The organism is Serratia sp. szju, assembly GCF_044594185.1.
Taxonomy (GTDB): domain Bacteria; phylum Pseudomonadota; class Gammaproteobacteria; order Enterobacterales; family Enterobacteriaceae; genus Serratia; species Serratia bockelmannii.
In genome coordinates this window covers 1,407,626-1,421,980 of sequence record NZ_CP172576.1, presented here as the reverse complement: position 1 = coordinate 1,421,980, position 14,355 = coordinate 1,407,626, and the positions used below count along the sequence as shown (strand labels likewise).

General features: G+C 59.7%; 13 protein-coding genes. 9 read left to right on the top strand and 4 right to left on the bottom strand.

The window, feature by feature from the left end; genetic code table 11:
- Positions 1-2 precede the first annotated feature (2 nt).
- A complete protein-coding gene (locus tag RE418_RS06765) occupies positions 3-956 on the top strand; it encodes a divergent polysaccharide deacetylase family protein (protein WP_089181449.1) in 954 nt (317 codons plus the stop codon).
- Between the two features lie 40 nt (positions 957-996).
- Here RE418_RS06765 and tdh read toward each other — a convergent pair whose 3' ends face one another.
- Together tdh and kbl are read right to left on the bottom strand one after the other, a co-directional pair.
- On the bottom strand, positions 997-2,022 hold the full coding sequence (tdh, locus tag RE418_RS06760; RefSeq protein WP_025304682.1) for an L-threonine 3-dehydrogenase: 1,026 nt from the start codon (positions 2,020-2,022) through the stop codon (positions 997-999).
- 9 nt (positions 2,023-2,031) lie between these two features.
- A complete protein-coding gene (gene kbl / locus RE418_RS06755) occupies positions 2,032-3,228 on the bottom strand; it encodes a glycine C-acetyltransferase (RefSeq protein ID WP_004931154.1) in 1,197 nt (398 codons plus the stop codon).
- 239 nt (positions 3,229-3,467) lie between these two features.
- Here kbl and rfaD point away from each other — a divergent pair, with 239 nt between their 5' ends.
- The 6 genes from rfaD to RE418_RS06725 are packed head-to-tail and all read left to right on the top strand — an operon-like array spanning position 3,468 to position 9,841.
- Complete coding sequence (gene rfaD, locus RE418_RS06750; protein ID WP_025304683.1) at positions 3,468-4,397, top strand: ADP-glyceromanno-heptose 6-epimerase; 930 nt, start codon at positions 3,468-3,470, stop codon at positions 4,395-4,397.
- A gap of 22 nt (positions 4,398-4,419) precedes the next feature.
- On the top strand, positions 4,420-5,466 hold the full coding sequence (gene rfaF / locus RE418_RS06745; protein ID WP_025304684.1) for an ADP-heptose--LPS heptosyltransferase RfaF: 1,047 nt from the start codon (positions 4,420-4,422) through the stop codon (positions 5,464-5,466).
- 2 nt (positions 5,467-5,468) lie between these two features.
- Positions 5,469-6,434 (top strand): lipopolysaccharide heptosyltransferase RfaC, encoded by a 966-nt coding sequence (rfaC, locus tag RE418_RS06740; RefSeq protein WP_025304685.1) that lies wholly within the window; start codon positions 5,469-5,471, stop codon positions 6,432-6,434.
- Positions 6,431-7,597 carry a glycosyltransferase gene (locus RE418_RS06735; protein WP_089181450.1) on the top strand — a complete coding sequence of 389 codons (1,167 nt, stop codon included), beginning with the start codon at positions 6,431-6,433 and terminating at the stop codon, positions 7,595-7,597. Before rfaC ends, RE418_RS06735 begins: the two co-directional genes overlap by 4 nt.
- Positions 7,598-7,625: 28 nt before the next feature.
- The gene (locus RE418_RS06730; RefSeq protein ID WP_089181451.1) at positions 7,626-8,867 is read left to right on the top strand and encodes an O-antigen ligase; all 1,242 of its coding nucleotides are present in this window, start codon (positions 7,626-7,628) and stop codon (positions 8,865-8,867) included.
- A complete protein-coding gene (locus tag RE418_RS06725; protein ID WP_060448507.1) occupies positions 8,864-9,841 on the top strand; it encodes a glycosyltransferase in 978 nt (325 codons plus the stop codon). The genes RE418_RS06730 and RE418_RS06725 overlap by 4 nt, the downstream gene beginning before the upstream one ends.
- Positions 9,842-9,877: 36 nt before the next feature.
- On the opposite strand, the gene RE418_RS06720 is transcribed toward RE418_RS06725, so the two are convergent.
- The gene (locus tag RE418_RS06720) at positions 9,878-10,972 is read right to left on the bottom strand and encodes a glycosyltransferase family 9 protein (RefSeq protein ID WP_025304689.1); all 1,095 of its coding nucleotides are present in this window, start codon (positions 10,970-10,972) and stop codon (positions 9,878-9,880) included.
- Positions 10,973-10,980: 8 nt separating this feature from the next.
- Entirely contained in the window at positions 10,981-11,937 is a 957-nt protein-coding gene (locus tag RE418_RS06715) for a polysaccharide deacetylase family protein (protein WP_025304690.1), read from the bottom strand.
- Between the two features lie 210 nt (positions 11,938-12,147).
- On the opposite strand from RE418_RS06715, the gene rfaQ reads away from it, so the two are divergent.
- Both rfaQ and RE418_RS06705 read left to right on the top strand, forming a co-directional pair.
- Positions 12,148-13,230, top strand: coding sequence for a putative lipopolysaccharide heptosyltransferase III (gene rfaQ, locus RE418_RS06710; RefSeq protein WP_089181452.1), 1,083 nt, complete (start codon positions 12,148-12,150; stop codon positions 13,228-13,230).
- The gene (locus tag RE418_RS06705) at positions 13,227-14,354 is read left to right on the top strand and encodes a glycosyltransferase family 4 protein (RefSeq protein ID WP_043141035.1); all 1,128 of its coding nucleotides are present in this window, start codon (positions 13,227-13,229) and stop codon (positions 14,352-14,354) included. Before rfaQ ends, RE418_RS06705 begins: the two co-directional genes overlap by 4 nt.
- Position 14,355: the final 1 nt, after the last annotated feature.

The following is a 14,355-nucleotide window of genomic DNA, read 5'->3' as shown; positions in this document are numbered from 1 at the left end:
ATTTGCACTATGTCAAAACCCGTACAGCTCTGTTAATCGGCTGTCTGCTGCAGGTTTACGCTGCGCAGGCAGGAAAACTCTCCATCGTCATCGATGACGTGGGCTACCGCCCTCACGAAGAAAACGCAGTGCTGCAAATGCCAACGGCGATCTCGGTTGCGGTATTGCCCAACGCGCCGCATGCCCGCCTGATGGCCACTCGCGCCCACAGCCAGGGCCGCGAAGTCTTGATCCACATGCCAATGGCGCCGCTCAGCAAGCAGCCGCTGGAGCGCGATACCCTGCAGCCAGCCATGAGCAGCGACGAGATCCAGCGCATCATCCGCAACGCGGTGAACAATGTGCCTTACGCGGTCGGCATGAACAACCACATGGGCAGCGCCATGACCTCCAGCCTGCCGGGCATGCAGAAAGTGATGCTGGCGCTCGAAAGCTACCGCCTGTACTTCCTCGACAGCATGACCATCGGCAACAGCCAGGCGACCCGCGCCGCGGCCGGCACCGGCGTGAAAGTGATCAAACGCAAGGTGTTCCTCGACGATACCGCGAACGAAGCCGACATCCGCCGCCAGTTCAATCGCGCGGTTGAATTGGCGCGGCGCAACGGTTCCGCCATCGCCATCGGGCATCCACGTCCGGCGACGGTGAAAGTGCTGCAGCAGATGCTGCCGTCGCTGCCCGCCGATATCGTGCTGGTCAAACCGAGCGCGCTGCTGAACGAACCGCAGGGCAACGGCGGCGGCAGCTACGTTCCACCGCCGGTCAAACCGCAAAAACCGCAGCCGAAAAATCCGTTCAGCGGTGGCATCAAACAGTGCAAGGTCAAACCGCCGAAGGAAAAAGCCAACGCCAGCACCGCGCTGGGCGTCATCGCCGACAGCATAGCCACCTCGCCGCCGGTGACCTTCATCAAGCGTCATTGGCAACACTGGACGCAAGCCAAACCGCAAGCATAAAAAAAGGCCGGAATTCCGGCCTTTTTCACGTCTGCCGAGATTAATCCCAGCTCAGCACCACTTTACCCGACTTGCCGGAGCGCATGGCGTCGAAGCCCTGCTGGAACTCGTCGATCGAGAAACGGTGGGTGATGATTGGGGTCAAATCCAGGCCGGACTGGATCAGCGCCGCCATCTTGTACCAGGTTTCGAACATTTCGCGGCCGTAAATCCCTTTGATAAACAGCCCTTTGAAGATGACCTGGTTCCAGTCGATCGACATATCCGAAGGCGGAATGCCCAGCATGGCGATACGTCCGCCGTGGTTCATGGCATTGAGCAGCGTGCGGAACGCCGGCGGCGCGCCGGACATTTCCAGACCGACGTCGAATCCTTCGGTCATACCCAGCTCGGCCATCACGTCGTTGAGGTTTTCCTTACTGACGTTCACCGCGCGGGTCACGCCCATCTTGCGCGCCAGTTCCAGACGGTATTCGTTAACGTCGGTGATCACCACATGGCGGGCGCCGACGTGTTTGCACACCGCCGCCGCCATGATGCCGATCGGGCCGGCGCCGGACACCAGCACGTCTTCCCCGACCAGATCGAACGACAGCGCAGTGTGTACCGCGTTACCGAACGGATCGAAGATCGAAGCCAGTTCGTCGGAGATGTTATCCGGGATCTTGAAGGCGTTGAACGCCGGGATCACCAGGTATTCCGCGAAGCTGCCCGGACGGTTCACGCCCACGCCGACGGTGTTGCGGCACAGGTGCGTGCGGCCGCCGCGGCAGTTGCGGCAGTGCCCGCAGGTGATGTGACCTTCACCGGACACGCGATCGCCGATGCTGAAGCCTTTGACTTCCTGACCGATCGCCACCACTTCGCCCACGTATTCATGGCCGACCACCATCGGAACCGGAATGGTTTTTTGCGACCATTCGTCCCAGTTGTAGATATGCACATCGGTGCCGCAGATCGCGGTTTTGCGGATTTTGATCATGATGTCGTTGTGGCCCAGCTCCGGCTGAGGCACGTCGGTCATCCAAATCCCTTCTTCCGCTTTCAGTTTTGACAGTGCTTTCATGGTTTTACCTTATGCAATAACGCCAAGATCCTTACCGATACGTGTAAACGCCGCCACTGCGCGTTCGATTTGCTCCGGGGTGTGGTCGGCGGACATCTGGGTACGGATGCGCGCCTGGCCTTTCGGCACCACCGGATAGAAGAAACCGGTCACATAGATGCCTTCCTTGAGCAACGCATTGGCGAATTCCTGCGCCAGCTTCGCCTCACCCAGCATGACCGGGATGATGGCGTGATCGGCGCCGGCCAGGGTGAAGCCGGCGGCGGTCATTTTTTCGCGGAACAGACGCGCGTTGGCCCACAGGCGATCGCGCAGGGCGTCGCCCTCTTCCAGCAGTTCCAGCACTTTGATCGACGCGGCGACGATCGCCGGCGCCAGCGAGTTGGAGAACAGGTACGGACGCGAGCGCTGGCGCAGCCACTCCACCACTTCTTTCTTGGCGGCGGTGTAGCCGCCGGACGCGCCGCCCAGCGCTTTGCCTAACGTACCGGTAATGATATCGACGCGGCCCATCACTTCGCAGTATTCATGGGTGCCGCGCCCGTTGGCGCCGACAAAGCCCACCGCATGGGAGTCATCCACCATCACCAGCGCCTGATACTCGTCCGCCAGATCGCAAACCCCTTTCAGGTTGGCGATTACGCCGTCCATCGAGAATACGCCGTCGGTGGCGATCAGAATGTGCCGCGCGCCGTCGGCTTTGGCCTGTTTCAGCTGCGCGGCCAGCTCGGTCATGTCGTTATTGGCGTAGCGATAGCGCTTGGCCTTACACAGGCGCACGCCGTCGATGATCGACGCGTGGTTCAGCGCATCGGAGATAATCGCGTCTTCCGGGCCGAGCAGGGTTTCGAACAGCCCGCCGTTGGCGTCGAAGCAAGAGGAGTACAGGATCGCGTCTTCCATGCCCAAAAAGGCCGCCAGTTTCTGTTCCAGCTGCTTGTGGCTGTCCTGGGTGCCGCAGATGAAGCGCACCGACGCCATGCCGAAACCGTGGCTGTCCATCCCCGACTTGGCGGCGGCGATGAGCGCCGGATGGTTGGCCAGGCCCAGGTAGTTATTGGCGCAGAAGTTGATCACATGGCTGCCGTCGGCAACGGCGATATCCGCCTGCTGCGCGGAGGTGATGATGCGTTCTTCCTTGAACAGCCCTTCACTGCGAGTGGCGGCAAGCTGTTGTTCCAACTGCTGATAAAAAGACGCTGACATTCGGTTATCTCCAGGATTGGGCTATTTACGGCATATTTTACTGATTTGTAACCAAACTGACGAGAATGCGCGGGAGAGAATATTAAAATTGCAGCAGATATCACGGCAAAAAGCGGACTTCAATGGCAATGCGGGATATTCGGAGCCCTTCCGCTGTTTGCCGCGGCATGAAATGCTATGATAACCGCCATTGAGCGTGGGGCATTGTGCCCCGCCAGCAGCTTAGCAGGGGTAACCCAATGATTATCGTCACAGGCGGCGCCGGCATGATCGGCAGCAACATCATTAAGGCACTGAACGACAAGGGATATCGCGATATCCTGGTGGTGGATAACCTGAAAGACGGCACCAAATTCGTCAACCTGGTCGATCTGGACATCGCCGACTATATCGATAAAGAAGACTTTATCGCCAGCATCGTGGCCGGCGACGATCTGGGCGAAATCGAAGCGGTGTTCCACGAAGGCGCCTGCTCCGCGACCACCGAGTGGGACGGCAAGTACATGATGGACAACAACTATCAGTACTCCAAAGATCTGCTGCACTACTGCCTGGATCGCGAAATCCCGTTCCTCTACGCCTCCTCAGCCGCCACTTACGGCGGCCGCGAAGAGTTTATCGAAGAGCGTCAGTATGAAGCGCCGCTCAACGTGTACGGCTACTCCAAATTCCTGTTCGATCAGTACGTGCGTGAGATCCTGCCGGAAGCGGACTCGCAGATCTGCGGCTTCCGCTACTTCAACGTTTACGGCCCGCGCGAAGGCCACAAAGGCAGTATGGCCAGCGTCGCCTTCCACCTGAACACCCAGATCAACCGCGGCGAAAACCCGAAACTGTTCGCCGGCAGCGAAAACTTCAAGCGTGACTTCATCTACGTCGGCGACGTGGCGGCGGTTAACCTGTGGTTCTGGGAAACCGGCAAATCCGGCATCTTCAACTGCGGCACCGGCCGGGCGGAAACCTTCCAGGCGGTGGCCGACGCGGTGGTGGACTTCCATCAGAAAGGCGCGGTGGAATACATCGAGTTCCCGGAAAAGCTGAAGGGCCGCTATCAGGCGTACACCCAGGCCGATCTGACCAAGCTGCGCGCCGCCGGCTACGACGCACCGTTCAAAACGGTCGCCGAAGGCGTGAAAGAGTATATGGCCTGGTTGAACCGCACCGCATAAGCTGAAGGAATTAACGCTGGGTATGAAAATACTGGTTATCGGCCCTTCTTGGGTTGGCGACATGATGATGTCGCAAAGTCTCTATCGCACCCTGAAGGCCGAATACCCGTCGGCGGAGATCGATGTGATGGCGCCGGCCTGGTGCCGCCCGCTGCTGGCGCGCATGCCGGAAGTCAATCAGGCGCTGGCGATGCCACTGGGCCACGGCGCGCTGGGGCTCGGCGAACGCCGCCGCCTGGGGCGCGCCCTGCGCGCCAACCGTTACGATCGCGCTTACGTTCTGCCCAACTCGTTCAAATCCGCGCTGGTGCCTTTCTTCGCCGATATCCCGCAGCGCACCGGCTGGCGGGGCGAAATGCGCTACGGCCTGCTGAACGACGTCCGCGTGCTCGACAAGGCCGCTTTCCCGCTGATGGTGCAGCGCTATGTGGCGCTGGCCTATGACAAAGGCCGCGTTCAGCGCGCCGACGATCTGCCGCAGCCGCTGCTGTGGCCGCAGCTGCGGGTGAGCGACGAAGAGATCGCCGAAACTACTTCGGCCTTCAACCTGACCGACAGCCGCCCGATCGTCGGCTTCTGCCCAGGCGCGGAGTTCGGCCCCGCCAAGCGCTGGCCGCACTATCACTACGCAGCGCTGGCTCAACGGCTGATCGAGAGCGGCTATCAAATCGCGCTGTTCGGTTCGGCAAAAGACCACGAGGCCGGCGAACAGATCCGCGCCGCGTTGCAGGAAGACGCGCGCGATTTCTGCCTTAACCTGGCCGGAAAAACCCAGCTGGAGCAGGCGGTGATCCTGATCGCGGCCTGCCGGGCGGTGGTCAGCAACGACTCCGGTTTAATGCACGTTGCCGCAGCGTTGAACAAACCGCTGATAGCCTTGTACGGCCCAAGCAGCCCCGACTTCACGCCGCCGCTCTCCGACAAGGCGCGGGTTATCCGCTTGATCAGCGGTTATCACAAGGTGCGTAAAGGCGATGCCGAGCAGGGATACCACCAAAGTTTGATCGATATTCAGCCGCAGCAAGTGTTGGATGCGCTGACGCCGTTACTTGTCGCCAGCGAGGAATAGTCATGCAGGTGTTAATCGTAAAAACGTCCTCGATGGGCGATGTGCTGCATACGCTGCCCGCCCTGACCGACGCGCTGCAGGCCATTCCCGATATCCGCTTCGACTGGGTGGTGGAAGAAGGTTTCAGCCAAATCCCCACCTGGCATCCGGCAGTGGATCGCGTGATCCCGGTGGCCATTCGCCGCTGGCGTAAAAATTGGTTCGGCAGCGACACCCGACAGCAGCGCTGCGACTTCAAGCGCGCGCTGCAAGAACGCCATTACGACGTGGTGATCGACGCGCAGGGCCTGATCAAAAGCGCCGCGCTGATCACCCGCGTCGCCAAAGGCAACAAACATGGCCCGGACTGCAAGAGTGCGCGCGAGCCGTTCGCCAGCTGGTTCTACAACGTGCGTCATGAGATAGACAAACAGCAGCACGCGGTGGAACGCACGCGCGAGCTGTTCGCCAAAAGCCTCGGCTACGATAAACCGGGCAGCTACGGCGATTACGCCATCGCCGCGCGTTTTCTCAGCCAGCCGCCGGTCGATGCCGGTCAATATCTGGTGTTTCTGCACGCGACAACCCGTGACGATAAGCATTGGCCGGAGCAGAACTGGCGCGAGCTGATCGCGCTGACGGCCGACAGCGGGCTGAAGATCAAACTGCCGTGGGGCGCAGAGCATGAACATCAGCGCGCGCTACGCTTGGCGGAAGGTTTTCCACATGTCGAAGTGCTGCCGAAGCTCAGCCTACAGCAGGTGGCCGACGTGCTGGCCGGCGCCAAGGGCGTGGTCTCGGTCGACACCGGACTCAGTCATCTGACCGCCGCGCTCGACAAACCGAATATCACGCTGTTCGGGCCAACCGATCCCGGCCTGATCGGCGGCTACGGGCAAAATCAGCACTCGCTGATTTCGCCGGAAAAAAGCATGGCGACAATTGACGCCGATACGGCATGGCAGGCGTTGCAAAAGGTTATAGCATGAAAAAACTGCACATTATCAACCTGGGTAAAATGGGCGGCGTCGAGCGCCTGTTCCTGCAGTACATCAACGATACCACCGACGGCAGCAACCAGGTCCTGTGCATCAGCGGCGACATTGGCGAAGAGATCCGCCGCCAGTTGCCTGCGCATCAGCCCGTCACCTTCGCCAACCGCCTGATCAATGCGCTGCCGCTGCGCTGCCCGCAGTTCCTGCGCAAATTTTTGCTGAAGTGGAAAATCGAGCGGGCCAACGCCGACGTGGTGATCGTCTGGGACCTGGTGCCGGGGCTGGCGGCCAAACCCAAGCGCGGCAAGCTGGTTTACTACGATCACGGCTGCTCCTGGCGTTACCCCAAGAATAAAAAGACGCTGCGTTTCTTCGCCATGCTGGACGGCGTCATTTCCGCCTCACACGCGTCGAAGCGAGTGATGGAGCTGCGCTTTAATCTGCCTTGCCCCAATCACGTGGTGATCAACCGCATCAAGACGCCGGCAGGGATCGACAACACACCGAAAACGCTGTCGCAGCCGGTCCGGATCGGCACGGCCTCACGCCTGGTCAGCCTGAAAGGCATCAGCGTTTCCTTATTGATGATGCAGGAGCTGCTGCGGCGCGGGCATGACGTCACGCTGGAAGTGGCCGGCAAAGGGCCGGATCGCGCGGCGTTCGAGGCGCTGGCGGATCGGCTTCAGCTCGGCGACCGCGTCACCTTCAGCGGTTATCAGGATGACGTCGCCGGTTTCTTCAATCGCACGCACATCTACATGAGCACGCCGATCACCGAGCCGTTCGGCTTGTCCTGCATGGAATCGCTCTATTTCGGCGTGCCGGTCATCTTCCCGCAGGTCGACGGCCAGCCGGAAGCGGTGAAAGACGGGGTCTGCGGCATTGGCCTGACGCCGTCGGTCACCATCGAACAGCACCGGCAGCTCACCGATATCGAGGTCGACTTCCCGCATGAGGTCTACGACCCGTTGACCGACAGCCTGGTAGCGCCCAAGCTGCTGTCGCATATCGACTGTGCGGATGCCGTTGAGAAATTGCTGGAGCGAGAAACCTACCAGACTCTGAGCCGAAATGCGCAGCGCTATCCTGCGGAGCATTTCAACTATGCTCAGTTCAAAGTTGAGTTCGACGACACGCTGCGCTCCTTCATCGCTTAATTAAAACGTGAGCCGGAAAACACGCCCAATGTTAAAACACAGAACACCGCACCCTGCCTTCAGCTATCTGATCTATCTGGGGTGCGCCATCGCTTTTTGCACCATCCCTTTCGGTTCCGCGACCGGACGCAATCTGTTTTACGTTTCCAGCTACATCGCCTTTATCGCCGTTTGCCTGTATCCGCGCTACTACTTCAGCAACGTTAGAAATCTGCTGCTGCCCGCGTTGATGTTCAGCGTCGGTATGGGAACCATCCTCTGGATGCATCACTTCAAACAGCCGGGTGACTACATCAATATCTATCGCTCTTATATGTCGACCGGCAAACTGCAGCTCGCGACCGCTTTCATCTTGCTGATTGCGCTCAATGAGCGGTTGTGCGTGCAGCGCCTGTTGATCGTTGTGGCTCTCGTCACCGGTCTGGCGATCAACGGTTATTCGCTCTATCAAGGGCTGCGTCTGGATATCCCGCGCGTAGAGCTCAACTTCGATCGCGCCACGGTCGCCGCCTACCTGATGACCGCCATCGATCTGGTCATGATGCAAGCCATCCTGATGCTGCGCACCCGCTACCGTCTGGTGTTGTACATTGCGGCATTCCTGCTGTCCTTCTCTGCGCTGGTGCTCACCGGCACCCGCGCGGCGATGCTGGTCTACCCGGTGGCGATTTGTCTGTCGCTGCTGGCCACCAAGCAACTGGTTTCCAGAAAACACAAGCTCGCGTTGATGGCCTCGGTACCGCTGCTGCTCGTAGCCTGCGGCCTGGTGTTTAAACCGCAGATAGAAGAACGCATTCAGGCCTTTGAGACCGATATGCGTCTGATGGATCAGCCACAGACTGAAAACTCGATCATTTCACGGCTGTCGATGCAAACGCTGGCATGGCGTACCGGCTCACAAGCCCCCTGGGGCCAATCCGCCGAACAGCGCGGCGAAGAGATCCGTGCGATGGTCGCACAGCAACCTCGCCTGTCTGGCGTTATGCCCTATATCAACGTCCACCTGCACAACGAGCTGCTGGAAACCTATTCGCTCAAGGGCGTCTGGGGCGTACTGCTGCTGCTGGCACTCTATGTCTGCCTGTTCTTCTCTTCGTTCCGGCCGCAGCGCAACGCGCTGTTGCTGAGCGTGAGCGCCAGCCTGTTCGTTTACGGGCTGAGCGACGTCATCTTCTTCAGCACAGAAGGCACCGCCATGTTCTGTCTGGCGCTGATCGCTGGAGTGCTCTCCGTGGCGAGACAGACTTCCACACAGGAGCAGGCCGCGTGAACATTCAGCCACCGCTGCTCAGCGTTATCGTGCCGTTTTATAATAACGAAGCGTTCATCATCGCTGCGCTGGATTCGTTATTTACGCAGATTTCTGATGATATTGAGGTGGTGATCATCGACGATGGCTCTACCGATGCGTCGGGGGCGCTGGTCAGCCGGTATCTGGCGCAGCGGCAGCATCCGCAGGTGGCTTTTATTTCTCAGGCCAACGGCGGTATTGCACACGCCCGCAATGTCGGCCTGCAGCAAGCCACCGGGCGCTACGTCACCTTTCTCGACGGCGACGATCTGCTAAGCGACGACTATCTGGCGATCCTGCATCCCCTGCTGATCGCCGGTGAGTATGACCTGATCGATTTTAATTATCAGAAGTTCACCGAACAACCGCCGAAATCCGAGAACCGCGCGACGCAGCCCGTAGCCTACGACTTTTCACAGTTGGGGCTGAGCTGCCTGCAACCGCTGTTCGCGCGCTCAATGTGGCATCTCTGGAGCCGGGTATATAAACGCACGCTGCTGGCAGGGGAAGCGTTCGAAGACGGCAGGCGCTATGAAGACGTGATTTTCACGCCTTTTCAGTATTTCAAAACTCGCCGCATCGCCCATCTTGAGTGCGAACTCTACTTCTATCGGGACAACAGCCAGGGCATCACTCGCAATATCAAACCCAAAGATATTGACGATCTGTTGTTCGCTATGGAGAAAATGCTGCGCTTTGTGGCGCAGCATTCTGGGGATGAGCCGCTGCGCCGGTTGGCCGCCCTGATGCTGGCCAACTGCTTTTCCGAGGTGAAAAGCATGTCGAAAGCGGTGTACGGGTATTATCATTACGCGCCGGCAACGCTGCACATTTTGCGCCGCGCCGCCGCTGTCTGCCGCAACAGCGACGTGCCGGGCAAAAAAGTCCGTCAGATGCGCTATGCGCGAGTGGATACCTTGCTTTCGAAGCTGCGCGGGCGCAGGCCGCGCTAACCGCATCGGCCTCGCGGCCGATGCGTCGCCGCACCTTTAGCGCGCTAAAGGCACGTGCGCGACCAGTTCGTCATAAATCCGCTGCGGTTGAATAACCCCCATCGGGCTTTCCGCCTCCAGCGGCATCGTATAGCCGGTACGCGACACCTGAATGATGCGGTGCAGTTCAGGATCCTGAATCGGCCCGGTGGAGCGTGAATCGGCGGTCACGAACAGGCTGATGGTTTTCACCTTCAACGCCACCGCCAGATGCAGCGGCCCGGTGTCGCCGGTGACAAGAACATGGAAACTGTCGAGCAACGTCAGCAAGCCTTGCAGCCCCGTTTTGCCGATCTGGTTATCCACGCAGGCCTGCGTTTGCGGGCCGATCAAGCTCATAAACTGTTTGGCCTTGCCGTCGTCAAACGGTGCGCCAATCAGCACGATGCGTACATTGGGGTGCTTCGCCACCAGCTCATCGGCCAGCCGCGCATAGTGTGAAACCGGCCAGCAACGCGACTCCGTAGATGCCCCCAATTGAAACCCGATGGTGGGGTGGTCGCTGCTTTTGACGCCGCGCTGATAATCCACGGGAATTTCCATCGTCGGATCGTCGCTGCGGCAACCCAAAATGGAAATCAGCTCCAGCTTGCGGCGCACGAAGTGGCCGTAATAATGGAAGACATAGTTGGTCAGCCAAGGCTCCAGCCCGCAAATGCCCGAGCTGTAGTTATCGCGGATAATGTACTTCGCCCCGGCCAGTACGGCGCTGATGATGTCATAAGGCAGATGGGAGTGCAGGATCAGCGCCAAATCCGGCTGATGTTCGCGCAGCGATTTCAGCAACGGGCGTATCGTCTTGATCTTGCTGTCCCAATACACCACGCGATCGTAATAGCGGCCGTTTTCCACCAGCTCGCGGTTTTTCTTGTGCACCACCAGCGTGATGTGCGCGTTGGGGTAGCGTTCCCGCATCGCCCTCAATGCCGGCGTGTTGAACATGAAGTCGCCCAACGCCGTGGTGGAATAGATGACGATATTGTCAAACTGCTGGGCGCCGTCGAACGTCGCCTTGTCCTGAAAACGGCCGTACTTCGCCGTATAGCGCCGCAAGAACCAGTCGGCAACCTTGATTTTCCATTTCTTCGACATGTGCGTGCTTAGTTCGCTTTAAGTTGATAATACTCGGCCAGCGTCATGCCCACCGTGCGCTGCTGCAGCCAGTCAAACAGCTGCTCCAGATCGCGGTACAGCACTTCGATATCCTGTTCAGTTTTGAACGTCGGGCTGCCGCCCGGCATAAACTCGGAGGAGTGCAGCATAAACTCGACGTAGTCATGCCCCTGCGCCAGCGACGTCTCGGCCACGCTGATCATCTTGGCCACGTTGCCGCCACTCGGCCGCAGCCAGTTGACGGACGGCGAACGGCGCTTGCCGCGCAGCCGATCATAGCCCTGCTTGAACGCATTCATCAGCGCCGAATGCTTGTACTGGATGCTCATCGGCACTTCCAGCAGCGCCGAAGCGCCCGGCTTGGCGATGTTCTGCGGATCGATGAAATAGGCCTGCGACGGGAACCGGCTGTAATCGGTACCGCCGTTGCCCTGCGGGTTACCCGGCGAAAACTGCCAGTTGACCCGCGGCGTCACCGAACAGTCCACCTGATAGCCGTATTCCAGCAGCAGTGAGGCATAGTATTCGTTGAACGCCCAACGACCGGCGCGATGGCTAAGCATTTTGGTCTGGAAGGCATCTTCCAGCAACTTGGTCATGTGATCGACCTTGGCGCGGATCTGATCGGCGGGATACTCGATCAAATAAGGCTTGTGGCGCCAGTCATCGTCGGTCAGCGGCGTCAACGGCGGGCTGTTCCAGGCGTGCAGGTGCATGCCGACCTCGCCGGCGTCGCGGGCGATCACGTCGCGCGCGAACTCGACGTAAGCCGGGTCCATCGCCATTTCATAGTTGGTGAGATAAACCGGCTTGAAGGCGTATTTCTCGCACAACGCCTGAAAGCGCGGCAAGAAACGCGTGTTTTCGGTCGCGATGCGATCGTGGTTTTGCCACAGATTATCGCCTTCGGTATCAATGGTGATGAGAAACGCCGGTTTAGTCATGAATATCGAGCCTGATATCAACAGAATGCACTATGTTACGCAGGCCGTTTCGCCAGGGCAAACGACTTTGCTGCCTGGTTTGGACAACGTTGAAGCGCATTCGTCCCCGGCTCGGCGATTTTTTTGCGGCCCGGCAAGAAAACCGTGCAACAGTAGCCACATGCGATCGGGTCATTTAGAATCAAAGATTGGTTTCCCAGAAAGCGACTCATGATGAACGACGCGCCAGCACTAACTTCCGCCCCATCCGTACAGCGTATTTTGATCATAAAACTGCGCCATCACGGCGATATGCTGCTGGTCACGCCGGTCATCAGCAGCCTGCGGCAAAACTACCCGCAGGCACAGATCGATGTGCTGCTGTATCAGGAAACGCAGGAGATGCTGGCCAGCAATCCGGAACTGTCGACGCTGTTCGCCATCGACCGCCAATGGAAAAAACTGGGCGCCCGCGCGCATCTGGGGCACGAGCTGGCGCTGCTGCGCCGCCTGAAGGCGCAGCGCTACGATCTGGTGGTCAACCTGGCCGATCAGTGGCGCAGCGCCATCATCACGCGCCTGACCGGGGCGCGCATCCGTCTGGGCTTCGATTTTCCCAAACGCCGCGGCTTCCTGTGGCGCCACTGCCACACGCAGCTGGTGCCGGTCGACAATCACGCCCACTTGCATACCGTCGAACAGAATCTTTCGTTGCTGGCGCCGCTGAACCTGCCCACGCTCAATGAGCATGTCACCATGAGTTACGATCCGCAGGATTGGCAGACCTGTGAGCAACGGTTGCAGAAACAGGGCGTCGCCGGCAGTTATATTGTGGTGCAGCCCACCTCGCGCTGGTTCTTCAAATGCTGGAGCGAAGAGAAAATGGCCGCCACCCTCACCGCCTTGCAGGCCGACGGACACCAGTTGGTGATCACCTCCGGCCCCGACGCCAGAGAACAAGCCATGGTAGAGCGCATTTTGGCGCTCTGCCCGCCGCAGGGCGTAATCTCGTTGGCCGGCCAGCTGACGCTGCGCCAACTGGCCGCCCTGATTGATCACGCCAAGCTGTTTATCGGCGTGGATTCAGTGCCGATGCACATGGCCGCCGCGCTGCAAACGCCGTGCGTGGCGCTGTTCGGCCCTTCCAAGCTGACTTTCTGGCGGCCGTGGCAGGCTACCGGCGCCGTGATCTGGGCCGGCGACTTCGGCGAACTGCCCGATCCGGACGCCATTGATACCGGCACCGACGAACGATATCTCGACCTTATTCCTACAGACGCGGTGATTGCAGCCGCGCGGAGCACGCTGGCATGAAAGCATTTCGTTTGGCGATCGTTCGCCAAAAATACCGCCCGGACGGCGGAGCCGAACGTTTCGTTTCCCGCGCCCTGGAAGCGCTGGAACAACAGGATCTCGATCTGAACGTCATCACCCGCGAATGGCAAGGTGACGCCAATCCCAACTGGCACATTCACCTGTGCAATCCGTTAAAGCTCGGCCGCATCAGCCGCGAACGGGGCTTCGCCGTGGCGGCCAGGGCGCTGTGGCAGAAAGAGCGCTTCGATCTGGTGCAAAGCCACGAACGCATTCCCGGCTGCGACATCTACCGCGCCGGCGACGGCGTACACCGCCGCTGGCTGCTGCAACGCGCGCGTTTACTGCCGGAATGGCGCCGCAAGTGGCTGTTCTCCAACCGCTATCACCGCTATGTGATGTGCGCCGAACGCGCCATGTACGCCGCGCCGGAGCTGAAAGCCGTCATCTGCAACGCCGAGATGATCAAGCAGGAAATCATCGCCGACTTTGGCGTGCCCGCCGACAAAATCACGGTGATCTATAACGCCATCGACAACCAAAAGTTCCCGCCCGCCGACGAGGCCCAGCGCCGGCGTCTGCGCGAGCAATATCAGATCCCGCAACAGGCGCACTGCCTGGTCTTCGTCGGCTCTGGTTTCGAGCGCAAAGGGCTGGCCGCCGCCATCCGCGCCGTGGCGGTGACCGACAGCCACCTCCTGGTGGTCGGCAAAGACAAGGCCGAAAAACGCTACCGGGCGCTGGCGCAGTCGCTGGGCTGCGGCGATCGCATTCACTTTATGGGCGTGCAGAAACAGACCTTGCCGTTCTATCAGGCCGCGGACGCGCTGCTGCTGCCGACACTGTACGATCCGTTCCCGAATGTGATTCTGGAAGCGATGTCCTGCGGCCTGCCGGTTATCACCAGCACCACCTGCGGCGGCGCCGAGTTTATCACCCCGGGCCAGAACGGCTTCGTGACCGACGCGCTCGACGTGCCGGCCATCACGGAGGCCATTCGGGCGCTGCCGCGCCAGGCGCTGGGATCATCCATGGGCGAAGCGGCAAGATTGCGTATTATGACGGCTACGCCGGCGCATCTCTCCGAACAGCTCATTTCCCTCTATAACCGGTTACTGGATTAGC